The following is a 25,555-nucleotide window of genomic DNA, read 5'->3' as shown; positions in this document are numbered from 1 at the left end:
ATACTACTCATGTTTCATGTTACGCAGTGCTTTTTCGTCCTGTTTTGTCATCAGCTTACAAATCAGGGAACTCATGACCTCATTAATCCTGTTTTCTTTTTTCGTCAGCTCTGCATTTAGACCAACTTCTTTTAATAAAGCTTCTATGGACATAACATCTTTAAGATCTGTGGCTTTAGCCTTATCTATATACATGGAAATGCCCAATTCCTGAAATCGTTTGACCGTAGGAAGCCCTTCTGGCGTCAGACCTCTGTACCGGAAATATTCCGGAAGCATTCCTTCCTCTCCCCCCACCTTAATGGTAGTGTCTTTCAGGAATTTTTCTTTCACACCATCTTCCTTTTTACGCTCCGGCCAGTGATAATCTTCCAGCTTTAAGCCACATGCCACATTAAAGGCATTTTGAAGCTGATAAATACGCTCTCCGGCAGTATATATATCTTCGTCGGTTAAATCCGTATTCAGGATTGCGTTAGTAACCTCTGCAAATTCATTAAAATAAGCAACGCCTGCACTTGGAAGTGCTGTGATAGCAAACAGGCACAGCCCCAGGCAATCAATCGCATACTTATAATTTTCATGCCAGCACACCACACGGCCTTTTTTCTCAACTTTAGAAAAGTTTTTCTCCGCTTTTGTTTTAAAGATATGCTTTGAAACCACCTCGGAGAAAAATCCGCCAAAGACTGCAGTAAATACATAACCCTTTAAGTGATCTGCCCCTCTGGTGGAGGTGAGATAGCTTAAAGATTTTGCCAGATGGGAATTAGAATGAAGACCAGAAGAAGATTTTCGGATACAAAATGCATACTCTTCGGCATGTAACACAATGGAAGCCCGGTAAGCACCTTCTGCTGCAATGTCTCCGATTCCTTCTCTGCGGCAGATTTTGTGCATTAATTCCTCCACATCATCTGCATTGCCAAATTCATATATCTTTTCTGGATCTTTTATGATACCTCTTTGATAACACTCCAGGATGAAGCCAATGGTGGAACCACCCTCAATGGCATCAAATCCAAGATTATCACTTAGATTTTTTAGATGAAGAATGCTTGCCCAGTCAAAGATCCCATTTAATGGACCGATGCCCGCTACTGCACCATAGTCCAGACGATCTCCTTTTTCTCCCTTATACCGCCCTTCCTTAATCTCATATTCTCTGGCGCACCCAACGGGACAGTAAATACAAGCCTTACGTTTTGTCTCATGTTTGTACAGGAAGTTCTCAGCATATAACTCTTTCACCTTTTTATCATCAGCCGCCTGAAAATTACGGATGGGCAGTGCTCCCTGCTTGTGATACCGTTTGATTAACATTAAGGTTCCCTGAATGCTTCCGGATTTTAAGATAACCGATGCCCTGCATTTCTTAATCCACTGATCCCGGATTTCCTTGACCTTTTCCTGGTGATATACCTGGGGTTTTCCAACCTTTTTTTCTACTACAATGGCTTTTAATTTTTTTGCCCCCATGACACATCCCATACCCGTTCTTCCTGCCACATGGCATTTTGACATGATGACACTTGCAAACCGTACCAGATTCTCACCCGCCGGCCCGATGCAGGTAACCTCTGAACCTTTTCCATGACGCTCCGTAAGAAGCTCGGTCACTTTCTCCGTATACATTCCCCAAAGCTCGCTGGCATCTAGTATCTCAATCTCACGGTTGCTTTTTATAAGAACATACACAGGATGATCGGATCTTCCGGAAAATACAAGGTGATCGATTCCTACTGTACGGAGTCTGACGTTAAATTCTCCGCCCAGATTAGAATCACCATACGCGTCGGTAATGGGACTTTTTGCTGTAATGGTACAACGGTTACTGGCTGGAAGCCCAGTGCCTACACTTGGCCCGATGCCAAAGATCAATAAGTTCTTTTCTGAAAGAGCATCATGGTCAGCAGCATCAGAGTCATATAAAATCTTCGTATTGATTCCCGGACCGCCTATGTAATTCGTTCTAAGCTCTCTGGTGATTTCTTCCAATCTCACATCACCAGTGGTTAAGTTAATGGTAGCAATCTGATTGTCATGAATATATTCCACGATTATCAGCCTCCTTGCTGTATCCGCTTTTTTCGGTGGTGAAGTCACGTCGCGTCATGTGCATCCAACGTGGGGTGGTACTTTGCAGCATATTGTGGTCTGTAAAAAAAGAGGGTCATCGGCTGCGGCTAAAGGTATTTTGTAAAAGCCCCAGTAGTTCTGTTATTACCACGAGAACAATGGTTAGTAAAATAATCCATACTCCCTGGTAATAGGCGTATGCATAGCAGACCAGACCAATAAGAACCTGGATAATTAATACAACCCGGGTCCGGAATCCATAAACCCTTTTCTCCGCTTCATCCAGTGGCTTATTTAAGTTTTCCACAGGGGCCAGAATTGCTGCCATGACTGCGGATAAAAGTAAGAAGACCACCCCTGCGCCCCTCGCCATCATTACGGGAGAGGTGCGAAGGAGTAAAAGAGCGAAAACAATGACTGCATTGGACAAAAAATAACAGCACAGTGGATTCTCTGCATGATATCCTCCTGCATGACAGCGAAGTGGAATAAAAAGTGCCAGGAACATAAAGCATTCCAACAGTTGTCCCATAAAAAGTCCTATAAAAGCTGCTGATAACAAATTAACAAGATTGAGGAACAGCATCTCAAGACCAAACTGGTAGATAGCCCTGTCCTCTTCCATGAATCTCCCCATTGAGATCAGCTGGTCGGCTATCCTGATACTTAATCTTCTAAACATGACATTAGAATTTTCTTAATTTCTTTGCTTCTTTTGGCATCTCAGGCTGATAATAAATATATCCGCACGCCAAATTGCTTGTGGTAACAGCTGATTTAAGAGCAAGAGCAACTACAACATTTCCCATTACAACAGATAATTTTTTCATTTTAATACTCTCCTTTGTTTTAAAATATAGAATTATAGATACTTAATTTTGCCTAGTATAGCATAATCTTTTTTTTTGCAAAATATCTTTTCATTTTCTCTTATAAAATAAGCAAATTCTCTTATATCCCCTTTTTCAACATTTTTTTAATACTTTTTTTGACATACCTATGATAAAATATTTTTTAGTAAAAGAATGGAAGGAGACAGAGACATTTATGATTAAAATTGCTATCTGTGATGACGAGCCCATATTTATTGAGCAGATTAAAACCATGATTCATAGCACATTATCAGAGGCGCATATCTCTTACTTCACCGATTCTTTCACATCAGGGGAGAGTTTGTGTGAAAAACTAAAAGGAGGTACTTTTTATGACTTGGCATTTCTGGATATAAGCATGAATGGCATGAACGGAATTGAAGTCGGAACGAAACTAAGAGATTATTTTCAAATTAAAAAAACCATTATTATCTACATATCTTCCTACGATAACCGGGCAAAAGAGGTTTTTTGCTTAGACACCTTTCGCTTTTTATCAAAGCCCATAGATCCTCTGCTTTTTAAAAGAGATCTTCTGAGTGCTTACAAACGGTTAAATGAAACACAGGACGATTTTTTTTGTTTTAAGGACATTGACAAAGGACATTGCAATATTCCCATGGAAGATATCATTTATATGGAGATATCCAAAGGTCATAAAATTAGTGTAATTACAAAAAATAACGGATATATTTTCTATGGAAAGCTGACGGAAGTATCTGAGAGGTTAGAAAAACAAGGATTTTTATTGATTCATCATTCTATCTTAATTAATTACAACCATATTCGGCAAATGTCCTATGATAAAGTCCACATGTCCAATCAGGCTGAATTGGCAATCAGCGGTCCAAAGAGAAAGGAAATAAGAGCGAGGTATTTGCAGCTTAGGAAGAATAAGGAAGATAACAAATGAACGTAGTCATTACATATTTAATTATGAATATCATTCGGACTTATGTAATATATGATTTTATTGATACCTTTTTAAAGAAAAGGAGGACCCCTGTCTGGGCCATCGGAATTGCTTTTACAGCCTATTACCTTGCCGGGGCTTATTTGTACTTTTATTTATTTAATCCCATGTTAAACATCATATTTAATATGGCTGCATTTTTTCTCATATGCTATTTTTACAAGACATCTGTATTTAAGCGCCTCCTCGCTGCTTCCTTCATCTATATCCTCTCTCTTGCGAGTGAAGATTGTACGGCGGCGGCACTCGTTCTTTTTATTGGAGGTTCCTTTAATACCATCATACAACAAGATTTCTTTGTCATCATTGGAATCATCTTATCAAACATGATGATGTTCGGTCTGGTAAAATGGAGTAAAATCTTTTTTTACAAACAGGCAACTTATAACGCAGATATAAGACCTCCCCGCTGGCTGGCTATGTTTTTGATTCCTGCAGGAAGTATCTATATCTTAAACAGTATGACGTTAGAGATTATTTCCAATCAAGCCGAATCTTCTTTTTTATTAACCAGTGCGTCTCTTGTTTTGTTAGTCGTTAATATTTTGCTGTTTTACTTATATGATAAGCTATTGCTGGAAGAGAATCTAAAGTATGAAAACCTCCTTCTCTCTCAACAGAACAATGCATATGAAAAGCAATCGGTTCTGATCCAACGGTTTCAAAAAAGTCTGCGGGAAGACCGCCACAACATAAATAACCATCTGGCAGCCATATCCGGGCTGGCAGAACAAGGGCAGAACAAAGAATTGATCGAATATATAAGAAAGCTTACGGTCAATGTTAAAGCTCAGGAAGCTGGTGTCAACAGTGGGCACCCGGTCATAGACGCACTGATTAACAATAAGCTTTATCTATCCCAGCATTTTTATGTAAAAACGGAAGTGCATATCCGACTGCCTAAAATTCTTGACATCGACAAGATGGATCTCACCATTATCTTAGGAAACCTGTTGGACAATGCGCTGGAAGCTTGTATCAAGCTTCCAAAAGAGCAAAGAGAGATTCTAATCCATGTCTCTGCCATCCACGGAGTTCTTACCATACAGGTGGTAAACTCCTATGATTACTCCCAGCTAAATATCAAAGACGGAAAACCATACTCAACCAAAAAGGATAAGACCTGGCATGGAATTGGGCTGAATTCTGTTAGCCATACCGTCAAAAAATATAACGGAGTTCTTGAATTTAATTACGGAGAACAGCAAAGAGGGGAAAAAAATATATTTACAGCTAATGTTTTACTATATTTACCTGATGAAGCCTGCTGATTATATGATTGATGAATAGGAGAATCCATGTCAGATACAAACCACGTCAGCAAAAATTATAAGATTTTAGTATGCAGCACTGATTCACAGTCCGAAGAGCATCAGGACATCCTAATAGAATACAAGCTATCTATCTTTGTAAACGGGATACGTTATGTAAATCTTATTTGTACCCATAAGAATTTATATGAATTGGTTCTGGGAAATTTATACACGGAAGGAATCATTGGAGAAATATCGGAGATCGAATCCATTGAAATCCTGGAAGATGAGGGAAAAGCGTTTGTTACATTAACGAACAATGATATGTTTAAAGATATGATTGAGGCAACCGAAGGAATCCGTACCGTTACCACCGCCTGCGGGAAACAGCACTCCATCGCTTATTATCTCATGAACGACAGTGACTTGACTCCTCTGGAGCACTCTTATAGGATCCCATTTGAGACGGTTCTGTCATATATGAATGAGTTTCAAAAAAGCAGTGAAATTTACAAATCAACCCGTGGAATCCATTCCTGCGCATTGTATAATGAAACAGGCTTACTCTATCTGATGGAGGATATCGGCAGACATAATGCAGTGGATAAAGTCCTGGGCTACGCCATGGGCCACAGAGTTGACTTATCAAAGACCGTCCTCATTACCAGCGGCAGAGTACCCAGTGATATGATATTAAAAATCATTAAGGCTAAAATCCCTATCCTGGTGGCCCGATCGGTTCCCACAGATGTGGCCATTGAAATGGCGGATAAATACAATATTACCCTGGCGGGCTTTGCGAGAGGAGCGAAACTTAATTTATATTCCAACGAACAAAGGCTTCTATATTAACTCCAAGAAAAAAGGATTTGAAACGAAGCGTTTCAAATCCTTTTTTCTATCCACAATTTATAAAGGTAAAATTGTCTTTTTAAATTCGTTGTTTAAAACCTGGCCCATGGAATTATAAATAGCGGAAAGACCGCAGAAAATTCCTACATATCCAGCTAATGTATGTATGGATTCAGAACCAGTAAAGTTTGCCATGGAAAGCAGGAAAAACAAAACAGTAAGTGAGCCAAAAACCACCTGGCTGGCACGGTTATGTTTCAAAGTTCCAATGAACATAAAGAGAGTGAACACACACCAGAGACCTAAGTAAAAGCCCATACTCATAGGATCTGCAGCTTCGATTCCTTTAAATGGATTGATCCAGATGATAATCAAAGACCACCAGAAGAAACCGTAGGCTGTAAATGCCGTTGCGCCAAAGGTGTTATTTTTCTTAAATTCCATAATGCCAGCTATGATCTGAGCGGCACCGCCTAATGCAAATCCCATCGCTACAATAACAATGGATAAAGGTATGATTCCTGCATTGTGAAGATTAAGCAGGCAGGTAGTCATTCCGAATCCTAAAAGTCCAAGAGGAGCTGGATTCGCTATAGCAGCGGTAGCTGATTGTGCTGCTGGTGTTGTCTGAATGGATTGTGCTGTTTTGGTTGACATTATTTGAAATATCCTTTCGTTATATAAATATGCGAATACGCACCTGGCATATAATATCATCCATTATGACAAAATTCAACATAATTCTTTGTAAGAATCCAGGGAATTCTTTGTACTTATTTTATTTTTCACAAGGATTGGATTGGTTCTTTGATTATAGGTTTGCTATTATGACCTGTATTTGATATCATGTAGTAATAGGATAATTCCAAGCAGTCAGTTTTAATGGCACTTTGGATCATAAATAATCATTACATGTTAAAAGGTGGATAAAGGAATGGATAATCAGGAACAAAAACATCAGCGCCGTCCCAGATATAAAGGCACTCACCCGAAGACTTTTAAGGAAAAATATAAAGAACTGCAGCCAGAGCTATATGCGGATACGATTGCAAAGGTAATTCAAAAGGGCAGCACTCCTGCTGGCATGCATCGTTCCATTTGTGTGAATGAGATACTGGAGTTCTTACAAATAACTCCGGGACAAATTGGTATGGATGCCACCTTAGGTTATGGTGGTCATACCTTAGAAATGCTTAAATGTTTAGATTCAAAGGGACACTTGTATGCCACCGATGAAGATCCTATCGAGTTGCCCAGAACAAAGGAGCGTTTGGAACGATTAGGATATGGCCCGGAAATATTAACCATCAGAAATACGAATTTCTCCAATATCGATCAGATCGTTTCCGAATCTGGTCCTCTTAACTTTGTGCTGGCCGATTTAGGTGTCTCTTCCATGCAGATTGATAATCCCGATCGGGGGTTTTCTTTTAAAACAGAAGGACCTTTGGACTTACGGTTAAACCCTTCCAAAGGCATCTCTGCCGCGGATCGGCTGAAAACCATTTCCCAAGACGAATTACAGGGAATGTTGTTGGAGAATGCAGACGAGCCTTATTCTGCAGAGATTTCTCGTGCCATCGTATTTGCAATAAAAAAAGGAAAAGAGATTATTACAACAAGCCAGCTGCAACAAATCATACAGGATGCCCTTAAATTCATTCCTGAAAAAGATAAGGATCTTGCAATCAAAAAATCATGTCAAAGATGCTTTCAGGCACTTCGAATTGATGTTAACAAAGAATACGAAGTGTTGTATGAATTTTTGGAAAAGTTACCCTCTGCTTTGGCTGAGGGTGGACGAGTTGCCATTCTTACGTTTCATTCCGGAGAAGACCGGCTGGTCAAAAAATCGTTCCAGCGCTTCTATCGTGAAGGTCTTTATAAAGAAATCGCTCCTGAGCCCATTCGCCCATCAGCAGCCGAATGCAGTTTCAATAGTCGTGCAAAATGTGCGAAATTACGTTGGGCAATCAAAGCATAATGTAAAGCCAATCTATTGTTTTTAATAAAAGAGAGCAAGCATAATAAGTATCAGCACACTTATTATGCTTGCTCTTTTGTATTCTCCGCTAAGTCCATGAATTATAACGCCATCAATCACAATATTACCACGTTTCATAATGGACTTTTTCTTTACGGTATCGATCTATAAATTGATTCTGTTGGTTCTCTGGATAACCGATTGCAATGAATGAAAAAGGTTTTATATGGGCTGGTAGTTGATACATCTCTCGTACGTAATCTATCGCAGTATCCACTGATGAAATGCTCATCCACACTGCTCCCAGTTCCAAATAGACGGCTTCCAATAATATATTTTGAGCCGCAGCGCTCATGTCCAGCTCCCAATCCGGTTCATATCTGAATGTTTCGCTATTCGCTGCCAAAATAAGTGTTAATCCGGAGTTACTTACTGGCTTCGCGTCTGGCATAGCTTTGGATAGTTTTTGTAAAGCTGTTTTATCTTCAACTACAATAAATTCCCATGGCTGTTGGTTTAATGCAGAAGGCGCCTGCATCGCTGCCCGTAACAGTTTATCTATTTTATCTTTCTCCACAGGTAAGTCTTTAAATTTCCGAATGCTTCTTCGGTTGAATATTTCTTTCACAGTTATACCTCCCATTCTCTGTTTTTCTATATTACAACAACAATAATAATAAGTACTGGTTATGATTCCTGACATCTGATATCATCATATCATGTTAAGAATCATAGGTAAAACCAATTATTTTTATCTATGCAATCGAAAAATCAGATGGTTGGCGTATTATGAATCATTTATGTTTCACTATGATTTTTGTAAATGCCGCTTTCATTCTTTTCAATACAAAAAAGAGATATCTTCTTCCATAGAGGATACCCCTTTTTCTAGAACAACGATATTAATTTACTAACAATTTTAAAATCAATGAAAAATACTATGATTTTAACTTTTTATAACAACGCAAAATGGGAACTCTCCATAACTGATTTCATCTGGCATAAGCAAAAAGGATGTCCTGCGGGATCAATCATAACGGTCCACTCATTGGAAAATTGTTCTTTTGCGACCGATGCTCCACACAGGAGCGCGTGTTGAACTGCCCTTTCCAAATCATTCACGGCAAAGTCTAAATGTGCCATCTGCTGTTGGGCTTCAGGCTCATCTGGCCATACCGGTGGTTTGTATTCCGGATTTTTTTGAAACAGTATACCCGGATATGCTCCCTGATTCGTACCTGGAGCATATACACATGCCCACCCTTCATCAATGGCCATTGTCTCCCACTTGAGCAGTGCCCCATAAAACGCTGCTAATTCATGTGGGTCTTTGCAATCCATAGTAAAAGAATACATCTTGATTTTTAATCCATCGTCCATACGAAAAACCTCCAATATTATTAATTTTTACTTTTAACACCAATCGTTTTCATTATTGATCCAAGCTTCATTTTTAAAATGGGAAAGGGATTCCCCATCTCATCTTTTTCTGTGCGCTCAAATACAACAAAACCAGCACGCTTATAGAAATCGGCGGCATGAGGATTTTGCTCATTCACATCTACATATGATACTCCATATTCTTCTATGGCTTTTGTGATAAGCTTCTTTCCTATTCCTTGTCCAATGCAAGCGGGTTCCAAAAATAACATTTCTACTTTTTGGTTTTCGATTCCCATAAAGCCTAAGGGCTTCTCACCTTGATATACCACAATTAACTGATCTATCTCTTTGAGAGCTTCTTGTACATATGGGCGCAAGGAAATCCGTTCTTCTTCCTTCAGGAAGATATGCGTTGCTTTTACAGATGCTTCCCATATAACAACCAGTTCCTTGATTAATTGTTCCGTTCTGCCTGGATTCTCAATAAACATCTTAATACTCCGTTCTCTCTTGCTATCTTATATAATTTTTCCTTCTGCAGTTTCCACTTTATGCACAAAGTCCATGTGGTAACAAACAGCACCATGATCTTTAATGGCTATAGCTCTTGTAATTTTAATGGCTAAAATAATGCAGCTTTCATCCTTTTCATTATTTACAGCGTCGTACCAATCGGCAAATGCTTTACGAAGCTTAGACCTTATCTCAGCATTATTGGGATCTAAGACCCAGCCTAAATTTATACCAATACCATTGCCGGAAAACCATTGGCCGCAAACAGAAAATGCAACTTCCTGGTTCTTCGCTATCTGCTGCATTTTCTTTGATTTTGCCCATGTAACAGTATAGAATACACCATCTTCGTAATAAGCATCCACATCACGAATATATGGGCGGGGAGCGCCATCTGCGCTTGGCTCCATTGCAATGGTCGAAAGTGATATGATATTATCTTTTCCGTTGCCACACCTCTCCTCAATTACGTTTAATCCTTCTTCATACTTGCTCACCTTTATACCCTCCTTAAAATAATATAACCTGAAAATCTACCCTAACTGAATGAGATTTTCGATTTTCCACTTATTAATTTTATATTACTATCAGCAGTTTTCTTATGGGTCTGTTTTGTATGGGTGGTTTGCGTTACTTAAATTGAAAGGAAATCATTATGTATCTATGATTGATCGAATGGTTTTTCCAACATCGAATGTATGTTCTGTTTCTATTGTACTACAGCTTTTAAATACTTACAAGAATAAATTCAATTTTTATCCAAATATTTGCGTAAAAATGCTCCCAATTAAGTGACTAGCTTTATTCATTCACTCGATTACCTTAATAGGAGCATTTAAATACTATTTTAGATAGAACTCATTATCAGCTTTGGTAATATATATGACAAAGAAATATGATTTATCAGCCAGGGTTAATGGTCATACGGAAACTCCAATTACCAATCGACGAATCTTTCATCGGTATGGTTTTGTAATCGAATTCGGAGAACCCATTTTTTATATAAAACTTTTTATTTCTTTCCGTATTTGTAAATGTAAGAAATGTTTCTGGTTTGTTACCAATGCTATGATCTTTTATATATGGTATAATACATTCATTCAGCATTCTAGACCCCAATTGCTGGCCTCTTAAGGATCTGTCTACTGCTAATGACTCCAGGAGCCAGGAGTGCTCCTTAATTCCACTGCACGGTTTGTGCCCTTGTTCAAGAACATTTAAAAAACTTAACAGTCTTGGCAGGCTGACTTTTTTTAATAACAAGTGTGCACCGGATCGGAAGTAATCCACCAGCCCCACCTTAGAACTGCGTGGGCGTACCAAAACAGCAAAGCTCCTCACTTTCCCATTATCCTCACCTACAAAAAACTCGCTCTTTCTAAAATAAGCCCTGATATAAACATAATACACATCATTCATAAAGTCTAGAAAGGTATCTAAATTGGGGAACCCACTTTTTATATCATTACAAATGGGATAATCACTAAATGTTAAGGCGCACATTCTTGCGATATCTTTTAATTCTTCATATTTCGGTCTTCTATAACGTATCATTCTTTTTCCTCCTATCGATTATTTTTCTGAAATTGATCAAACCATTCCCTCTGCTAATAAATGCTTTATTATTTATCTTTACATATGTATGATATTCTAATTATAGTCGCTTTTCTATATTCAATTGCATCGTTAAATGTCTGTTAAACGGCAGAATAATACGAAAGTGTCGGAAATAGGTGTGTAATAGCTGAGGATATAAAAAATACCGTTTCCATGATGGAAACAGGATTGTTTTAGCTATACGGGTGTATTATAATTATACTAGAGTCGTTTTTCTTCATTACACTATGATGAGGTTCATCGATTCAATATAATAACAAAAATTATGGAAAGAAGGATTCAGTTATGCCTGGGATTGAGAAAGATGATAGACGAGTAAAAAAAACAAAGAAAGCATTGAGAAACGGTCTTGCTGAATTAATGGTGCATAAAGGCCTTCGTAATATAACAGTCCGGGAATTAACGGATAAGGTGGATATTCACAGAGCCACCTTTTACGCCCATTATAAAGACATCTACGATCTCTACGAACAAATGGAGGAGGAGGTAGTTACAGAGCTCAATGATTTGATTATGCTAAACTATTCCCAGCCTCCTGTTCATTTTTATAAAATTATATTTGAATACATTATGGAGAATAAGCAAATATGCCATATGTTGTTTGGTACAAACGGGGAAGGAAGCTTTGTGACCCGTTTAAATGATTTATTGGAGGAAAAATGCATGGAAACCTGGTGTAAGGAATGGCAGCATTCTGAAATCAGCGAAGAATTGAAATTTAAAGTCCGCTATCATGTTCAGGGCTGCCTTGCTATCATCAGCAAATGGGTAGAATCTAATTTCACATATCCTATGAATCAGGTGATAGAGATAATCGCTGAGATCGATAGAAATATGGAATATTTTGTTATGAAAAAGCAGAAAATGGATGCCGCATTCAAGTAATACTTGACGAATGAGACTTATGATATCTAATTGGTTAAAACATGATCAAATTGAAGCAGCTTTGATAGTCTTTTAATCCCATCTCTGCTGACAGGTAATTTAGTGCCATTGATCAACTGCAACTGCTGAGCCGTAAACTCACTTACAAACGAGCTGTTCACGATACAGCCTTTATCAACATAGATAAAGGTCTTTTCGTCTAATTTTTCATAAATGTGCAGTAAACTCATACGATAAGTCACGCAGCGATTGTCCGCAGTAAATATGTTTACATTTTTACCTTCCCGGTTGATATATAAAATATCATTGAAATAAATTTTATCATATCTTTTTTTCGTAACTAATTCAAGTGTTCTGTTTTTTCTACCAGCAACACTATGATGCAAAATGGAAAGTATGGTTTCCAATTCCTTTATTATGTTCTTTTTGGACATATATTTAAATATTTTATATTTTAAGAACCAGTCGATACAATCCAGATTATCAATTAAAACAATTATCTTTGTATGAGGATACTGATGCATGAGCTTTGATATAAATCCACATGACTCTTCCTTGGTATTATTGGTAATATCTATGATAAAGCCATCACAATACTCCTCGTCGATCAGGAAAAGTGCGCTCTTAATATCCTCCCAGACATTTAGTTCCAACGGGGAATATTTAGATTTGATTAGGGAATGTATCACTTTATTGATCGAGCTCATGAAACTAACATCTTTTGTATAAAACCCAATATTCATCCTATTCACCTCCGTAGGTTATAGGTTATCCTGTTTTATCTTCATAATTAGCAGCATGTAAAAATTCCTTATCTTATTGTAATTTTCTCATTTATCTTATATTCGTTATCGGTCTTGATTGTACAATATATATTTTTCCATTTACAATTCCCCATTCGATGTCCTGAGGACAGCCAAATCTCCCCTCGATCTTTTTGCATACCTTAACGAGTCTTAAAACATTCAGATAATTTAAAGAATATGTTTGCTTAAATTTCCTGTTGTTAAGTACCTTTTTTATACCATTATCAGAGTTAATAAACCTATATTCTTTTCCTCCTTTTTGTCTGTAAATAATTCTTTTTTTGTTCATATCATAAACATATGTATCTGGAGAAACTGTACCGGAAGCAACTGCCTCGCCCAAGCCGTATGTTGAATTGACCAGCACTTCTCCTTTCTGATCATTCATTGGATTACAGGTAAAGACAACGCCTGCTGCATCAGGAGAAATCATCTTCTGTATAAGAACCGCCATTTGAATATGATGATCATCAAAATTATTTTTCCTTCTGTAATCGATTGCTCTCGGTGACCAGAGGGATGCCCAGCATTTTTTTATATGTTGAAACACATTAAAATCTCCGGAGATATTTAAAAATGTATCCTGCTGCCCTGCAAAACTTGCCTCCTTCCTATCTTCCACATTAGCCGAGGATCTGACTGCTACACATGCCTTTTTTCCCAGAGCTCTGTATTCCCTGATAATCTCTATTTTTATATGAATGGGGATGTTTCCATGTAAAAAACTTTCTAAGATGTAATTGCTGCACTCTTCCAGAGACATCTTTCCATTCAAATTTTCACTTAGATAATGCTTTATTGATTCATTAATTCCGTTTTCCTTGATAAAGTCTTCATATGCATTGTAGGTAATGCAAAATCCCATTGGAATATTTATTTTTAACGAATATAATTCTCCCAGGTTTGCAGCCTTGCCACCAACATTTATATTGTCACGAATATTTAACTCTTTTAAGTTCCTAACATACATACGTCATAAATCTCCTCATTATCCTAAAAGTAATTAATTGGGGACGCATTGAATGGTAATTGCACTATATATCATTTTCTTAGAAATGGTATATACAATAAACTCCTTCTCCTTGTTATCTCTGCAATACTCAATTCCTTTTTTTATATCAAAAATTGTTTGGGAACCAGAGGAAAACGGGAGATCAGTAATCTGCTTCCTGGATTCTCTAAGGTAGATACCATGACTTCCTTTCTCCTTCTTCTCAACCTCTATATCTAACCTTTTAAAAATGTTTTCGTTCTGATGAAGAATACCTCTCTGTATATCTGTGATTTCCCCTAAGGCCCCATCTCCAGACTGTGTGTCCAGCAGTAATGCAGCCCCGCACTCGCCAAAGCCTTTCACATCATCCTGGGAGTAATTTCTATGTACCGCTTCTCCAAATTCGCTATCACAGGAATCACTGCTAACAACCATTACGCGGCCTTCTCTGTTTTCCATGATTAGCTCATATCCGTCTATCACAGCATCGCAGGATGAGTTTACTCCTGTTGATACCGTATAATTAGCACCTTTCAGCTGCAATGCAATTGCAATAACGGCAGCTTGCATATTGGAAAGTATTTTCGTGATAAAAACAGGTGATACCAGTCCTGTATCATGGTATCTTGCGACTTCATCGGTGATTGTATTCATTGCCCCAAAACAGGTTGCTGATAAAACAGAAATATCTTCACCATGTTCAAAAAAATCCGGGTTACATTCATGTATCTTTTTGGAGATTGCTAAGGATATTTGAGAATACCGGTCAAGCTTTCTTTTCTCCCTGGGAAGCAGATACAAATCTGTATCTATGCAATCACTGACCGCGTCCGGATAAAGGCAGACGATATCTTTAATAAATATACGATTCAAATAGATTCTCCTTCCCACTTCTTTAATATCAGAGACGCATTCTGTCCTCCAAAGGCAAAGGTGTTATTCATTACAACATTTAACTTTGTCTGCAGATTTTCAGATACCAATCGAATGTAATTGTTTTTTATGGGATCTCTTAAATTCACGGTTCCCGGAATCAAGCTATGTTTTATTGACAGACAGGAAAAAATTGTTTCAATGATTCCGCAAGCGCCCAGTAAATGACCTGTCATTCCTTTGGTTGAGCTTGCATAGACCGAATGATTGAAAACCAATTCCATTGCATTGTATTCCGATTCATCATTTAACTTCGTTCCGGTCCCATGGCAATTGATATAGTCTACTTCTACGGATTTTATACCTGCATCCTTTAGTGCCTTCTTCATAGACAATGCAGCTCCCTCTCCTTTTATATCAGGAGCAACGATGTGATATGCATCACAACTGGAACCATACCCGATAATTTCTGTACAAGTGTTTAAATGCTCTTCTTTCATGTGATCTTCTCGCTGCAATATTAAAGCTCCGGATCCTTCACTTAGGATAAATCCGTTATGATGTACATCAAACGGTCTCATTGATTCATCAGTGCTAAGTACCCCTAATGCAGAAAAGCTGGCCAGACCTATATCTGAAAGCACCGCATCAATACCGATGACATAAGCGCAGTCAATCCTATTGTTTTTAATCAGCCGGTATGCTTTCCCTATTGCATTTGAAGCGGAGGAACAGGCACTGTTTATCACCATTACAATGGAATTCACAAAATATTTATCAGCCAATTTATGAGCAAGAACTTCAGGTAATACTTCGTCTAAATTAAGCCTGCCGTACCGATCAGATGTGTTTTGAGATATGTATTCGCTGTTTCCTATGCTGCTGCCTATAATCAATGCGCATCTCCCAGGATTTTTCTCCGGGTTGATTCCTGAATCCTTAATTGCCTGAACCAAAGCGTCTTCCGCTAATTTACTGTATTTTTCCTGTTCGAAACTGCACGAAACCCTTCCAACATAGAATTCTTCCATCTTTTTGCCCTTTCCTTTAAACAGCTGATAGGGCATAAAGTGGTTTGTTCTTTGTATCAGGTTCTTCCAGTTCTCTTCCACATCATCACCAAGGGGTGATATCATACCCATTCCCGTTATAAAGACACGATTACTCATTCAAACATGATCCTTTCTTTCAGAATAGATGATAATTCACTGCATATACAAACAACATAAGATTCAAATATCTCAGAGGTAATAAAATAGGCTGTCTCTGTTTTGCTGTATACCTTTTGCAAATTAAAGTCTATGTAAATCTCATTGGGCTCTATTCCAATCCAGCCAGTGCCCAGCCATTTAACAAAGCTTTCCTTAATGGACCATATTTTACTAAACAGCGGCACTGATATGTCCGTTTCACCAGTTACATATTCTATAAAATCTCTGCTCTTGGCTTTATAATGCTGGATATCAATTCCAATCTTCTCTGCTCCTACACCGATTACCGCCCATTCGCCGGAATGAGAAATACTAAGAAAAAGATCTGCCTGTTTAATGACAGCCTGTCCTTTCTTATTATAAATCACCATTCCCCTGGCATTGATAGACTGAACAATACAGAGGACCGTCTGATGGGAATACACATTTTTATGAAGTAGAAATAGTTTTATCATAATGGATTACTCCAGTTTCTCCGTCTAATACGATCTGGTCTCCATTCTTTAGGATTGAAGTAGCATTCTCTACATTAACGATAGTAGGTATATTGTATTCTCTTGCTATAATAGCTGCATGTGACAAGATTCCTCCCAGTTCAGTAACCAGGCCTCCTGCAACGGAAAACAAAGGAGTCCAGCTAATATCAAGGGATTTTATCACAATAATATCTCCCTTTTTTATATCCCCGGCATAATTATGATTTATTACCTTAACCCTTCCCGTTACCCGTCCATAGCAGGCCGGTATTCCTCGAAGAACTTTCTTTCCTGGTGTTTTTGTTTCAGGCTCGTCACATTTTACCAGAAACTCAGAGTATATCTTCTTTCTTACGATAACATTTGCCTTTATTTTCTCAAATTCAGAAATATCCCCAATCAGCCGGCCCAGCTCCTCATATTCCATAAAATAAATGTCGTCCTGCTCCATTTGGGGTATGGTGCTGCATAATTTTGTATTTATGACTCTTATGATTCTTTTAATCTCTGCAATGATAAAATACAAGTAATGTTTATTATTTTCTCTCAGCATGGTAAAGGTTCTGGACTGCTCGATTAATTTCCCGAACTTCTTATCCTCTACATTTATTTTTTCCTGTTCTCTTGTCCTGCCTGCTTCTTTATTTTCACATCTTTCAATTATCATATTTAAAAGCATACGCGGATTTTCAGCCCAGTATGGTTCTTTTATTTCAAGCTCATTCTTTCCCCGGTGACCATAATTGCCGATAAGATTTTCCTCTATAAAAATGCAGACCTGTGTAAAGCCTGAATCCATCAAGGATTGTTTCCAGTTTTCACCTTTTAGACATTCCAATATCTGCTGCTTTTGTTCCAATGGCTCAATCATATTTTTTAAAAGCTCCATATGCTGGTTGATCTCTGCCATCTCAATCCCTTCAATATCATTTACCAGCTTTAATAAGCTTGAATCATCATAGCCATTTTTCTTAAGCTTCCATTGGAGCATTGCCATTTTAGAAAATGCTGCGGTTGTCGCATCCGTATGTAAATGCATGTTTGCTTTTCCATAGACAATTCTTTCATTGAATAAATGAAAAAGCTCATCTAAATTCATAGAATTATAATCCAATTCAGCCCATTTCTTATGATAGCGATAAAACTCTCTCCATTTTAGACGGGATTCTGCTTCCAGTTTCCCGTTGTTTTTTTCCGCTTTTATACTGCCGGGTAAATGAACCATAAACTTAAGCCAATGAATTCGTCTCTTTTGCTTCTTCTCTTTATATGCGGTTTCTCCACCAACAATCTCATCCATAGAGAAGAGGCCTATTCGTTTCATATAAAGATTGACCAATCCGATATTGTAGTAAAGCTTCCCATTTTTCAGCATAATAAAGCATTTTTCTTTCACCTCTGATGAAAACGAATAATACCGAAAAGCATTTCTTAACAATTCATTCATAGTCTCTCCCCACAGCGACCAGCTTAGGGGTGTCATGATATCGGGAAATGCTTCCGCTACATTTCCCCTTGTCCAGACATCAAATGGAGACTTTTTTCCGGGATAGCTTTTGCCTCCCGTGTATAATTCATTTTTGTTTTTGCCATTGTATTTCATATTCATCTCCTCCTGGGTTTTAGTTTCAAACCAAAGATGCCCCTCCGTCTACGATAATCGTCTGCCCTCTTATCATCTCAGACTTTGAATCGCATAGAACTAATACCAAATTTGCAATGTCCTCCGGTAAAACCATGCGTCCAGCTGGAACTCTCTTTATAAATTCTTCCATTACCAGCTTTTTGTCCTGAAAATAGTTTAAAGAGTCTGTTTCAACCAAGCCTCCTGAAACCGCATTTACGTTAATTCCATAGCCGGATAATTCACATGCCAGATACTTCGTAAGATTTTCTATGTAGGCTTTGGTTCCTCCTATAAGAGAATATCCTGGAATAAATCTTTGGCTTCCCGTACTGGTGATATTCACAATTGCTTTATAACCTTTAGTACCTGCTTTCATCAAAGGAACTGCATATTTACTGCAGAGAAATGTTCCTCTTGCATTTACCTCAAATGTAAAATCCCAATCTCTCTTTCTGATATCTGTAATGTTCTTATGGACTCCAGTTGCTGCATTGTTTATGAGTACATCTAAATATCCCGATTCTTCCTGAATTGTTTGAAACATCTGTTTTATTTCTTCTTCATTTGATATATCAGAACAAATCAGCTTTGCTTTCAGATCCCGTTTCAAAAAATCCATATACGTATTCTTTGCTATTTCCTCATTCATGCAATAATGAAGATACACCGTGTAGCCTTCTAACAGTAGTTTTTCAGCAATTACTTTCCCGATTCCTCTGGAGCTTCCCGTAACAAGTGCTATTTTTTCCATTCGATCAACACGCCCCCATACATCCATTTGGAAGCTTCCCCTCCAATTATGGCTATTTTGTCTCCGTATGCCAGCTCCCCGTTTTGATCGATCTCATATAGAACATGAAACAGTGATGCAGTTGCACTATTTCCTACTTTATTTACGTTATATCTGATTTTTTCTACTGGAAATCCGCTGGATTTCAATGCTTCTATATCATTTAACAGTAAGGAAGGATTCGCCTGAGGAAAAATAATCCACTTTAAATCTTTTATTGCCAGGCCCGTCCCTTCTGCCAGCTCTTCCATTGCACTCTTTGATAAAGCACTGCCATGTTTTTTAATCAGTTTAGGCCTTTGACTCCATTTATGCCGGTTCTCGGAAAAATCCACTTGGTCTCCTGGATATACTGCTCCGCCCATATCCAGAAAAATCCCCTTCTCAATTCCACTGCCAACGCTTTCTGAAAAACTATATAAAATTCCTTCTTCTTTGGATTCTTGGATTACAATGGCGCTGGCACTGTCTGAAAACATCGCCATATTCAGTTGATCTGCCATCCCCTCTATTTCTTTATTTTTCCATTCCCGAAGCCAATAGGTGCTCATTAGATTCCCTGCTGCAATAACCACTGTTTTGGCTTTCCCGCATTTAATATAACAATTTGCAATATCAATTGCCTGAAGGGCTCCAACACAGCCGCAATGAATCTCCAGGGCATTACACTTCTTGATTTCTAACAGCTCCTGTACCAGAGTGGCAGTTGTTGGCAGGGTATAATCCGGAACCGTGGATGTGGTAATCAGCAGATCAATATCTTCCTTTTGAATCTGTGAATCAGCAATTGCCTCTTCTACCGCCTTTGCCATCATCTCACTTTGTGTCTCATTTAAAATAAGACTCTCAGGATCAGAGGCCCAAAACCGGTTCTCCACTCCTAATTCTTTTAAAAGCCAGGGATCTATTTCATACCTTTTGGTCAATAACTCATTTGATATAGCAGTACCTGGAAAATAAGAACCTACTCCTGATATTTTTGAATTCATAGCCCATTCCTCCTTAACACAATGATTGATACTTCTCCCCCAAAACCAGCAGATAGTTTCATAAATACCTGTGATCTGTTTTGATCTATTTCCTTTCCACTCAGATCCTCGGCAATCTCTACCATAGGTGCTGCCCCCAGCAGATTTCCAATCTGATTTTTTGAATTTATCTGCGGTATGTCGTGAAAGATATCTTTTATGGCTGCTTCCTCAATCACATTATAATTTTTATAGGTCAGGCCATCGGCATGAATAAATGCAACGTTAGTAACATCTTCATGAGCAGATGCCAGGCTTTTACATATCCCCTTTTTTAAAACTCTGATATTCTCTGTCTCTTCCTGATCGAGATCCAAAAAAGTCTCACCATGTCCGATAATCTCACCATATATCTTTGCCATTCTTGAAACAGCATGGTCATAATCTTCCAAAATAAAGGTACCTGCTCCTTCTCCTAATCCCTCACTGCTTTTTTCTTCGCCTATGGTATCCACTTTAAATCCATATTGTTTAAAATTATAAGCTTCTTCATCATCCAGGTGCGAATCGAATCCACCAGCCAGGCACCAGATGCAGTCACCCCTAAGTATCGTGTGATATGCGGCTGCGATTGCCTGAGAACCTGCTGCTCCATTTGTTATAAATAAAGAATTACTTCCTCTTATGCCAAATTCCTCTGCGGCATAATGAAGACAGGCATTGGGCAGAGATTTAATTACAAAAAGAGGAGACATATTTTCTGCCACGGCTTCTGCAAACTCTTTATGTCTGATTTCTCCATCATAAATGCTCTTTAAAACATTTAACAGCTCCGTTCTGGAGGATGACTCTTTTGTTGTACCAAGAAATATTCCTCTTTTTTCATTTGCAGTATCCGTTTCCAGAATTCCGGAATCAAGAACGGCATCCACGGCTGAACGGCAAAAGATTTTTTCTCCTCTAGATAATAATTTTTTTATTTTTCTGTTTTTAAAGGCTTTTTCATTTTCAGAAGGGGCTGGTTTAAGGCTGACTCCTAGACCTGTGATTGCAACTCTTTTTCCCATGCAGTTTTCTCCTTTTCCACAACAACTTTAACTTCTTTTAATTTAGCTGCTATCGTTTCATTATGATAAATAGTTGCATCAAACACATAGCAATCCTCAGCTTTACTGATTAAGAATACTTCCGTGAAAATTCCATCTCCAGGGTACAGGGCTTTATATACCTTCAACTTTTTGACTCCCTGAAATAAACATATCTTTTCTTCTTCATTATTTCTTATAAATAAATCAATACTCTGTTTGACATTTTCTAATAAGAGCACAGCAGGAAGTACTGGAAAAAAAGGAAAATGTATTTCATATACAGGCTCGGCGATTGACAGCAGCTTTATAGTCTTTATGCTGGAATAGCTGACTTCGCAGATTTTATCAACCATTTTAAAGCTCATTCTCCGCCCTCCTGAAAATGACACTTGCATTGGACCCTCCAAACCCCAAAGAGTTTGACATGGCGTAATCAATGGTGCTTTTTAATGGTTTATGAATATGTAATAGGGAACATTTTCCGTCTATATCCTCAAGATTCAGGGTTGGTGGAAGACATTGATCCTTCAAAGCCATAATGGAAAAGATAGCTTCTATGGCTCCAGCACCAGAGATTAAATGACCGGTGGAGGCCTTTGTAGAACTTATAGGAATATTCATGGTATCTTCACCAAACACTCTGGTTACAGCTGCGGATTCTGAGGAATCATTGTCACGTGTTGAGGTTCCATGAGCATTGATATACCCAATCTGTTTTTTGTTGATTCCAGCCTCAGCCAAGGCAATTTCCATAGCTTGTGCAAGATTCTCGCCATTGGGAGGCGTATCCAGAATACTATAGCCGGAAATGGCATTACCAAACCCCACAACTTCAGCATAGATTTTAGCTTTCCTATCCAAAGCATGTTTCTTTTCTTCAAGAATCAACATGCCTGCACCTTCTCCCAGAACAAAACCGCTTCTGTCTTTATTAAAGGGTCTGCTTCCCTTTGATGGTTTTTCATTGTATTCGCTTGTTACAGCTCCCAACATACAAAACCCCATTAAATCAATCTCCGTTATCATGGCATCGCACCCTCCTGCCAGCACAACCGTATTTTCTCCCGCTTTGATGCTTTCATAAGCCATGCCAATTGCCTGAGTGCCTGATGCACATGCTGTAGTAATGGAGTAACAGCCGCCGTATAGTTTAAATTCCTTGGCTATTGTTTCTGCGGCAGCTGAATATCTGCTTTTATCAAACTGGCGGTCACTGTTTAAGTTTCTTAAAGTTAACTCTTTTAAATTTCGGGCCTTAAACTCTCCTGAAAACTCATCAAGCCCGGTTCTTGCTCCTGAATTGCCAAGAAAAACAGCCATCTCATCAAGTATATCTGCATCATTGATCACATTCCCATCCTCAAGCGCTTCTTTTGATGCAGCCAGTCCAAAATATGTGCCTCTGCTATATGGCAAATCAGTATGATAAGTCTCATCCTTTACCTGTCCAGCAATTTTACAGGAGAATCCTTTCGTATCAAATAATGTGATTCGCTCTATCCCCGACTGTTCCTCTAATAAATTCCTCCAGGATTGCTCCACATTATTGCCAATCGGTGTAATCATACCCATTCCCGTAACGACTACTTTTCTATCTTCCTTTGCTATCATAGTTTCGCCTTTCTAAAAAAGGGATGTCATATTCCAACATCCCCTCTTTTTTGAGTTAAGTACTTTATATACTTTTTGGTTATTTCCGGATCCTCTAACTCCCAGGTATCAACCAGCTTTAATATGGCATTCTTTAAAGTCACACATAACTTATCTTTTTTATAAACTTCTCCACGAATGGTAGCGTACTCTGCATTATAATCCTCAATGGTGATGGTAATGATCAACTGTTCGCCCGGAGAGGCATGCTCGTATATCTGGTATCCTTCTGCCGTTACTATGGTTGGTCTTAATTTTTGACCGGATGATATAACAATCAGCCATGCGGCACACTGGAACATACTCTCCAGCAAAAGGGTATCATCCATGTAATGATTCTCATTTATAAATTCCGGGTTTCCATAAGTGACATTTTTTAATGCTGAAGCTTCTTTCCACTCCGTAAAGGAGATTAATTTATCAATCAGATGAAACCGCATGTTACACTTCTCCAGCCGGGGTTTCATTAAAAATTTTCATAATATATTTAATATCAATCAGCCTTAATACTTCTTTTGACGTAATATTTTCAGCCTGAATATTGTCATCTCCAATCGCAGCCTTTATTTTTTCTACTCCCTCCCTGGTAATATATCCTGCCTCATCTATAAATTCATCTTCTGTCAGGCCACCTCTTACATCTTTTTGAATCACCTGCATCGTTACCTTTTTACCAGTCTGACGGCTTAACTTAAACAAAATATCCAGCAAATCCAAAGACTCTGCATCCAGATCAACAACAGGTCTTGTTATTTCACTGATTTCCTCCTTCTCAACATCAAGTACCTCTGCAACCGTCTCCTGTACCATGTCAAATAATTCCTTGTTCTCCATCGCTTTATCCACCTTTCTTATTAACTGACTGGAAGTGTTCTTCCCAGACCACCGCCAACCAGTATATTTTCACCAGTAATGTAACTTGCTTTCTCAGAAATTAAAAATCCCATTAAATCTGCAACATTTTCAGCAGAGCCAAATTCCTTGCAGGGAATTAATTTTTTAACACTTTTCCCAATTTGTTTTTGAGCCCCTTTTGACATCTGGGTATCAATCATTCCTGGACTTATACAATTGACCCGTATTCCAAAGCGTGCCACCTCTGAAGCAAGTGATTGTGTAAATCCGATCATAGCGCTTTTAGAGGCACAATAGTCTTCCATTCCGGGAATGCCAAAGGTACCCAGGATAGAAGATACATTGATTATCACTCCCTCATACTGCTCCAGCATAATTGGGACCACTGCTCTGCAGGAATAAAATATGCTGAACAGATTCGTTTCCAAAACAGTTGTCCATTCATCGATACTTTTGTTCACAAAAAGACTTTCTCCTGAAATTCCTGCACAATTAATTAAAACATCAACTCTGCCACATTCCTTTTTCACCCTGTCTATTAACAATTCCACCTCTTCATGATTGCGGATATTACAGGGAATGCCATGAAGATAACCGGGAAATGCCTGCTCTAATGCAATGGCAGTATCCTTATTTTTCAGGTAAGTAAAATAGGTTTGATAGTCTTCTCCTACAAGCCGCTTACATATTTCACTTCCAATGGCACCGGAACCTCCAATTACGACTGCTGCCTTATTCATAATTCACCTCTTCCCTATGATTGCTCCTGCTTGTTTAAAATTTGATTTAGTAAGACTTTGTCTTCCTCATCTTCATAGGAATAAACTTTCCCCTTACCCAGGCTTCTTTTCATCATGCCTTTTAAAATGCTCTTTGGGCCTAAGTCTATGTAAACATCTACTCCCTCCCCTTCCAGATATTTTATGGTTTCATGCCACCGGACAGTGGAAACCATCTGTTTTGACAACAGACTATAAATATCTCCTCGATACGGAAGACTGCTGACATTTGAAATCACTTCACAATTGGGAGTTGAAAAGTTTATGTTTGATAATAAGGATGAGAACTCGCTAGATGCCATATCCATATAACTGCTGTGAAATGCAGCACCAACATTCAATCTGGTCGTTAATATACCATTCGATTCCAATGTCTTTTCTATTATATTTAAGGTATCCGAGTCACCAGACAATACGATTTGATTTGCTGAATTGTAATTAGATATACTGATTTTAGAATGATGCTGTTCCATAAATTCGTTGCATATAAGATTTACATTATCATAGCTTGCTTTTACTGCAAGCATTCCGCCCTGGGATTTATCTGCCTCTACCTGCATGAGTCTTCCTCTTTCAAGTACTAATTCCAGGGATTCTTCAAAAGATAATGCCCCTGATGCTGCAAGCGCAGTAAATTCGCCAAGGCTGTGACCAGCCATGTATGCAGGCCTGATATTAAATTCATTTAAAAAAGCAAGATAGTTTATGTAACTGACCACAAATATGGCTATCTGAGCATGATCCGTTCTCGTCAGATATTCCAAATCGCTTTCGCAGCTCAACTTGTAAAGGTCCAATGCAAAGCGATTACTGATATCCTGGTAAATCTTTTTTACCCAATCGAACTTTTCATAGAGTCCTTTTCCCATAGAAACATATTGAGCACCCTGTCCCGGAAATAACATTGCAAACTTCATGATCCATATCCTCCTTTCTCTCTCACAGAGTATTCCTTACCGAATACTTCAAATCCTGTTCTTTTATTTGATAGATTATTTTATCTGTTATGGATTAAAGCATAAAAATG

The 25,555-nt window shown here is 38.3% G+C and carries 29 protein-coding genes; 5 read left to right on the top strand and 24 right to left on the bottom strand.

Annotation, left to right across the window (positions count from 1 at the left end; all coding sequences use genetic code 11):
• Window positions 1–3: 3 nt before the first annotated feature.
• The 3 genes from OW255_RS07010 to OW255_RS07000 all read right to left on the bottom strand — a co-directional run bounded on the left by OW255_RS07010 (window position 4) and on the right by OW255_RS07000 (window position 2,909).
• Window positions 4–2,058: an aldehyde ferredoxin oxidoreductase family protein gene (locus OW255_RS07010; protein WP_268116129.1), complete on the bottom strand. Its 2,055-nt coding sequence runs from the start codon at window positions 2,056–2,058 to the stop codon at window positions 4–6.
• 115 nt (window positions 2,059–2,173) lie between these two features.
• The gene (locus tag OW255_RS07005) at window positions 2,174–2,704 is read right to left on the bottom strand and encodes an accessory gene regulator B family protein (protein WP_268116128.1); all 531 of its coding nucleotides are present in this window, start codon (window positions 2,702–2,704) and stop codon (window positions 2,174–2,176) included.
• Window positions 2,705–2,765: 61 nt separating this feature from the next.
• Window positions 2,766–2,909, bottom strand: coding sequence for a cyclic lactone autoinducer peptide (locus OW255_RS07000; RefSeq protein WP_268116127.1), 144 nt, complete (start codon window positions 2,907–2,909; stop codon window positions 2,766–2,768).
• A gap of 217 nt (window positions 2,910–3,126) precedes the next feature.
• Between OW255_RS07000 and OW255_RS06995 the strand changes: the two genes are divergently transcribed.
• The 3 genes from OW255_RS06995 to fdhD are packed head-to-tail and all read left to right on the top strand — an operon-like array spanning window position 3,127 to window position 6,029.
• On the top strand, window positions 3,127–3,864 hold the full coding sequence (locus tag OW255_RS06995; RefSeq protein ID WP_024836640.1) for a LytR/AlgR family response regulator transcription factor: 738 nt from the start codon (window positions 3,127–3,129) through the stop codon (window positions 3,862–3,864).
• Window positions 3,861–5,195 carry a sensor histidine kinase gene (locus OW255_RS06990; RefSeq protein ID WP_024836641.1) on the top strand — a complete coding sequence of 445 codons (1,335 nt, stop codon included), beginning with the start codon at window positions 3,861–3,863 and terminating at the stop codon, window positions 5,193–5,195. The genes OW255_RS06995 and OW255_RS06990 overlap by 4 nt, the downstream gene beginning before the upstream one ends.
• Before the next feature lie 27 nt (window positions 5,196–5,222).
• Complete coding sequence (fdhD, locus tag OW255_RS06985) at window positions 5,223–6,029, top strand: formate dehydrogenase accessory sulfurtransferase FdhD (protein WP_268116126.1); 807 nt, start codon at window positions 5,223–5,225, stop codon at window positions 6,027–6,029.
• Window positions 6,030–6,086: 57 nt separating this feature from the next.
• Here the strand turns inward: fdhD and OW255_RS06980 are convergent, their stop codons facing one another.
• Entirely contained in the window at window positions 6,087–6,686 is a 600-nt protein-coding gene (locus tag OW255_RS06980; protein WP_024836643.1) for an acetate uptake transporter, read from the bottom strand.
• A 277-nt stretch (window positions 6,687–6,963) separates the two neighbouring features.
• On the opposite strand from OW255_RS06980, the gene rsmH reads away from it, so the two are divergent.
• Window positions 6,964–8,013: a 16S rRNA (cytosine(1402)-N(4))-methyltransferase RsmH gene (gene rsmH, locus OW255_RS06975; protein ID WP_024836644.1), complete on the top strand. Its 1,050-nt coding sequence runs from the start codon at window positions 6,964–6,966 to the stop codon at window positions 8,011–8,013.
• Window positions 8,014–8,137: 124 nt separating this feature from the next.
• Here the strand turns inward: rsmH and OW255_RS06970 are convergent, their stop codons facing one another.
• The 5 genes from OW255_RS06970 to OW255_RS06950 form a co-directional block, all read right to left on the bottom strand.
• Entirely contained in the window at window positions 8,138–8,641 is a 504-nt protein-coding gene (locus OW255_RS06970; protein WP_268116125.1) for a nitroreductase family protein, read from the bottom strand.
• 326 nt (window positions 8,642–8,967) lie between these two features.
• Window positions 8,968–9,393: a VOC family protein gene (locus OW255_RS06965; RefSeq protein WP_024836647.1), complete on the bottom strand. Its 426-nt coding sequence runs from the start codon at window positions 9,391–9,393 to the stop codon at window positions 8,968–8,970.
• A gap of 20 nt (window positions 9,394–9,413) precedes the next feature.
• The gene (locus OW255_RS06960; RefSeq protein ID WP_035317645.1) at window positions 9,414–9,887 is read right to left on the bottom strand and encodes a GNAT family N-acetyltransferase; all 474 of its coding nucleotides are present in this window, start codon (window positions 9,885–9,887) and stop codon (window positions 9,414–9,416) included.
• Window positions 9,888–9,914: 27 nt separating this feature from the next.
• Complete coding sequence (locus tag OW255_RS06955; RefSeq protein WP_024836649.1) at window positions 9,915–10,406, bottom strand: pyridoxamine 5'-phosphate oxidase; 492 nt, start codon at window positions 10,404–10,406, stop codon at window positions 9,915–9,917.
• Between the two features lie 406 nt (window positions 10,407–10,812).
• Window positions 10,813–11,463 (bottom strand): GNAT family N-acetyltransferase, encoded by a 651-nt coding sequence (locus OW255_RS06950; RefSeq protein ID WP_024836650.1) that lies wholly within the window; start codon window positions 11,461–11,463, stop codon window positions 10,813–10,815.
• Window positions 11,464–11,811: 348 nt separating this feature from the next.
• Here OW255_RS06950 and OW255_RS06945 point away from each other — a divergent pair, with 348 nt between their 5' ends.
• Window positions 11,812–12,411 carry a TetR/AcrR family transcriptional regulator gene (locus OW255_RS06945; RefSeq protein WP_268116122.1) on the top strand — a complete coding sequence of 200 codons (600 nt, stop codon included), beginning with the start codon at window positions 11,812–11,814 and terminating at the stop codon, window positions 12,409–12,411.
• 26 nt (window positions 12,412–12,437) lie between these two features.
• On the opposite strand, the gene OW255_RS06940 is transcribed toward OW255_RS06945, so the two are convergent.
• From OW255_RS06940 to OW255_RS06870, 15 genes are all read right to left on the bottom strand, one after another.
• Window positions 12,438–13,154: a LytTR family DNA-binding domain-containing protein gene (locus OW255_RS06940; RefSeq protein ID WP_268116121.1), complete on the bottom strand. Its 717-nt coding sequence runs from the start codon at window positions 13,152–13,154 to the stop codon at window positions 12,438–12,440.
• A gap of 91 nt (window positions 13,155–13,245) precedes the next feature.
• Window positions 13,246–14,187 (bottom strand): PEP/pyruvate-binding domain-containing protein, encoded by a 942-nt coding sequence (locus OW255_RS06935; RefSeq protein WP_268116120.1) that lies wholly within the window; start codon window positions 14,185–14,187, stop codon window positions 13,246–13,248.
• Window positions 14,188–14,220: 33 nt separating this feature from the next.
• Window positions 14,221–15,084 (bottom strand): beta-ketoacyl synthase N-terminal-like domain-containing protein, encoded by an 864-nt coding sequence (locus OW255_RS06930; protein WP_268116118.1) that lies wholly within the window; start codon window positions 15,082–15,084, stop codon window positions 14,221–14,223.
• Window positions 15,081–16,253 (bottom strand): beta-ketoacyl-[acyl-carrier-protein] synthase family protein, encoded by a 1,173-nt coding sequence (locus tag OW255_RS06925; RefSeq protein ID WP_268116117.1) that lies wholly within the window; start codon window positions 16,251–16,253, stop codon window positions 15,081–15,083. The genes OW255_RS06930 and OW255_RS06925 overlap by 4 nt, the downstream gene beginning before the upstream one ends.
• Entirely contained in the window at window positions 16,250–16,750 is a 501-nt protein-coding gene (locus OW255_RS06920) for a 4'-phosphopantetheinyl transferase family protein (RefSeq protein WP_268116116.1), read from the bottom strand. The genes OW255_RS06925 and OW255_RS06920 overlap by 4 nt, the downstream gene beginning before the upstream one ends.
• Window positions 16,725–18,374, bottom strand: coding sequence for a PEP-utilizing enzyme (locus OW255_RS06915; protein ID WP_268116115.1), 1,650 nt, complete (start codon window positions 18,372–18,374; stop codon window positions 16,725–16,727). Before OW255_RS06915 ends, OW255_RS06920 begins: the two co-directional genes overlap by 26 nt.
• 25 nt (window positions 18,375–18,399) lie before the next feature.
• Window positions 18,400–19,149: an SDR family oxidoreductase gene (locus OW255_RS06910; RefSeq protein ID WP_024836658.1), complete on the bottom strand. Its 750-nt coding sequence runs from the start codon at window positions 19,147–19,149 to the stop codon at window positions 18,400–18,402.
• Window positions 19,137–20,177 (bottom strand): 3-oxoacyl-ACP synthase III family protein, encoded by a 1,041-nt coding sequence (locus OW255_RS06905; RefSeq protein ID WP_024836659.1) that lies wholly within the window; start codon window positions 20,175–20,177, stop codon window positions 19,137–19,139. The genes OW255_RS06910 and OW255_RS06905 overlap by 13 nt, the downstream gene beginning before the upstream one ends.
• Window positions 20,174–21,223 (bottom strand): beta-ketoacyl synthase N-terminal-like domain-containing protein, encoded by a 1,050-nt coding sequence (locus OW255_RS06900; protein WP_268116113.1) that lies wholly within the window; start codon window positions 21,221–21,223, stop codon window positions 20,174–20,176. Before OW255_RS06900 ends, OW255_RS06905 begins: the two co-directional genes overlap by 4 nt.
• Complete coding sequence (locus tag OW255_RS06895) at window positions 21,193–21,609, bottom strand: ApeI family dehydratase (protein WP_024836661.1); 417 nt, start codon at window positions 21,607–21,609, stop codon at window positions 21,193–21,195. The genes OW255_RS06900 and OW255_RS06895 overlap by 31 nt, the downstream gene beginning before the upstream one ends.
• A complete protein-coding gene (locus OW255_RS06890) occupies window positions 21,599–22,855 on the bottom strand; it encodes a beta-ketoacyl-[acyl-carrier-protein] synthase family protein (protein ID WP_268116112.1) in 1,257 nt (418 codons plus the stop codon). Before OW255_RS06890 ends, OW255_RS06895 begins: the two co-directional genes overlap by 11 nt.
• Window positions 22,856–22,881: 26 nt before the next feature.
• On the bottom strand, window positions 22,882–23,334 hold the full coding sequence (locus OW255_RS06885; protein WP_024836663.1) for a hotdog family protein: 453 nt from the start codon (window positions 23,332–23,334) through the stop codon (window positions 22,882–22,884).
• Between the two features lies 1 nt (window position 23,335).
• Window positions 23,336–23,728 (bottom strand): acyl carrier protein, encoded by a 393-nt coding sequence (locus tag OW255_RS06880; RefSeq protein WP_024836664.1) that lies wholly within the window; start codon window positions 23,726–23,728, stop codon window positions 23,336–23,338.
• A gap of 20 nt (window positions 23,729–23,748) precedes the next feature.
• Window positions 23,749–24,489, bottom strand: coding sequence for an SDR family NAD(P)-dependent oxidoreductase (locus OW255_RS06875; RefSeq protein ID WP_024836665.1), 741 nt, complete (start codon window positions 24,487–24,489; stop codon window positions 23,749–23,751).
• Between the two features lie 14 nt (window positions 24,490–24,503).
• On the bottom strand, window positions 24,504–25,445 hold the full coding sequence (locus OW255_RS06870; RefSeq protein WP_268116110.1) for an ACP S-malonyltransferase: 942 nt from the start codon (window positions 25,443–25,445) through the stop codon (window positions 24,504–24,506).
• Window positions 25,446–25,555: the final 110 nt, after the last annotated feature.

It is taken from the genome of Lacrimispora xylanolytica, from assembly GCF_026723765.1.
Lineage (GTDB): Bacteria > Bacillota > Clostridia > Lachnospirales > Lachnospiraceae > Lacrimispora > Lacrimispora xylanolytica.
This window is presented reverse-complemented; position numbering and strand designations above follow the sequence as displayed.

Coding starts and splice junctions, on each gene's coding strand:
- OW255_RS07005 (WP_268116128.1), bottom strand. CDS start 2,704: ATGGAAGAGGACAGGGCTATCTACCAGTTTGGTCTTGAGATGCTGTTC.
- OW255_RS07000 (WP_268116127.1), bottom strand. CDS start 2,909: ATGAAAAAATTATCTGTTGTAATGGGAAATGTTGTAGTTGCTCTTGCT.
- OW255_RS06995 (WP_024836640.1), top strand. CDS start 3,127: ATGATTAAAATTGCTATCTGTGATGACGAGCCCATATTTATTGAGCAG.
- OW255_RS06990 (WP_024836641.1), top strand. CDS start 3,861: ATGAACGTAGTCATTACATATTTAATTATGAATATCATTCGGACTTAT.
- fdhD (WP_268116126.1), top strand. CDS start 5,223: ATGTCAGATACAAACCACGTCAGCAAAAATTATAAGATTTTAGTATGC.
- OW255_RS06980 (WP_024836643.1), bottom strand. CDS start 6,686: ATGTCAACCAAAACAGCACAATCCATTCAGACAACACCAGCAGCACAA.
- rsmH (WP_024836644.1), top strand. CDS start 6,964: ATGGATAATCAGGAACAAAAACATCAGCGCCGTCCCAGATATAAAGGC.
- OW255_RS06965 (WP_024836647.1), bottom strand. CDS start 9,393: ATGGACGATGGATTAAAAATCAAGATGTATTCTTTTACTATGGATTGC.
- OW255_RS06960 (WP_035317645.1), bottom strand. CDS start 9,887: ATGTTTATTGAGAATCCAGGCAGAACGGAACAATTAATCAAGGAACTG.
- OW255_RS06950 (WP_024836650.1), bottom strand. CDS start 11,463: ATGATACGTTATAGAAGACCGAAATATGAAGAATTAAAAGATATCGCA.
- OW255_RS06945 (WP_268116122.1), top strand. CDS start 11,812: ATGCCTGGGATTGAGAAAGATGATAGACGAGTAAAAAAAACAAAGAAA.
- OW255_RS06940 (WP_268116121.1), bottom strand. CDS start 13,154: ATGAATATTGGGTTTTATACAAAAGATGTTAGTTTCATGAGCTCGATC.
- OW255_RS06935 (WP_268116120.1), bottom strand. CDS start 14,187: ATGTATGTTAGGAACTTAAAAGAGTTAAATATTCGTGACAATATAAAT.
- OW255_RS06925 (WP_268116117.1), bottom strand. CDS start 16,253: ATGAGTAATCGTGTCTTTATAACGGGAATGGGTATGATATCACCCCTT.
- OW255_RS06920 (WP_268116116.1), bottom strand. CDS start 16,750: ATGATAAAACTATTTCTACTTCATAAAAATGTGTATTCCCATCAGACG.
- OW255_RS06915 (WP_268116115.1), bottom strand. CDS start 18,374: ATGAAATACAATGGCAAAAACAAAAATGAATTATACACGGGAGGCAAA.
- OW255_RS06910 (WP_024836658.1), bottom strand. CDS start 19,149: ATGGAAAAAATAGCACTTGTTACGGGAAGCTCCAGAGGAATCGGGAAA.
- OW255_RS06905 (WP_024836659.1), bottom strand. CDS start 20,177: ATGAATTCAAAAATATCAGGAGTAGGTTCTTATTTTCCAGGTACTGCT.
- OW255_RS06900 (WP_268116113.1), bottom strand. CDS start 21,223: ATGGGAAAAAGAGTTGCAATCACAGGTCTAGGAGTCAGCCTTAAACCA.
- OW255_RS06895 (WP_024836661.1), bottom strand. CDS start 21,609: ATGAGCTTTAAAATGGTTGATAAAATCTGCGAAGTCAGCTATTCCAGC.
- OW255_RS06890 (WP_268116112.1), bottom strand. CDS start 22,855: ATGATAGCAAAGGAAGATAGAAAAGTAGTCGTTACGGGAATGGGTATG.
- OW255_RS06885 (WP_024836663.1), bottom strand. CDS start 23,334: ATGCGGTTTCATCTGATTGATAAATTAATCTCCTTTACGGAGTGGAAA.
- OW255_RS06880 (WP_024836664.1), bottom strand. CDS start 23,728: ATGGAGAACAAGGAATTATTTGACATGGTACAGGAGACGGTTGCAGAG.
- OW255_RS06875 (WP_024836665.1), bottom strand. CDS start 24,489: ATGAATAAGGCAGCAGTCGTAATTGGAGGTTCCGGTGCCATTGGAAGT.
- OW255_RS06870 (WP_268116110.1), bottom strand. CDS start 25,445: ATGAAGTTTGCAATGTTATTTCCGGGACAGGGTGCTCAATATGTTTCT.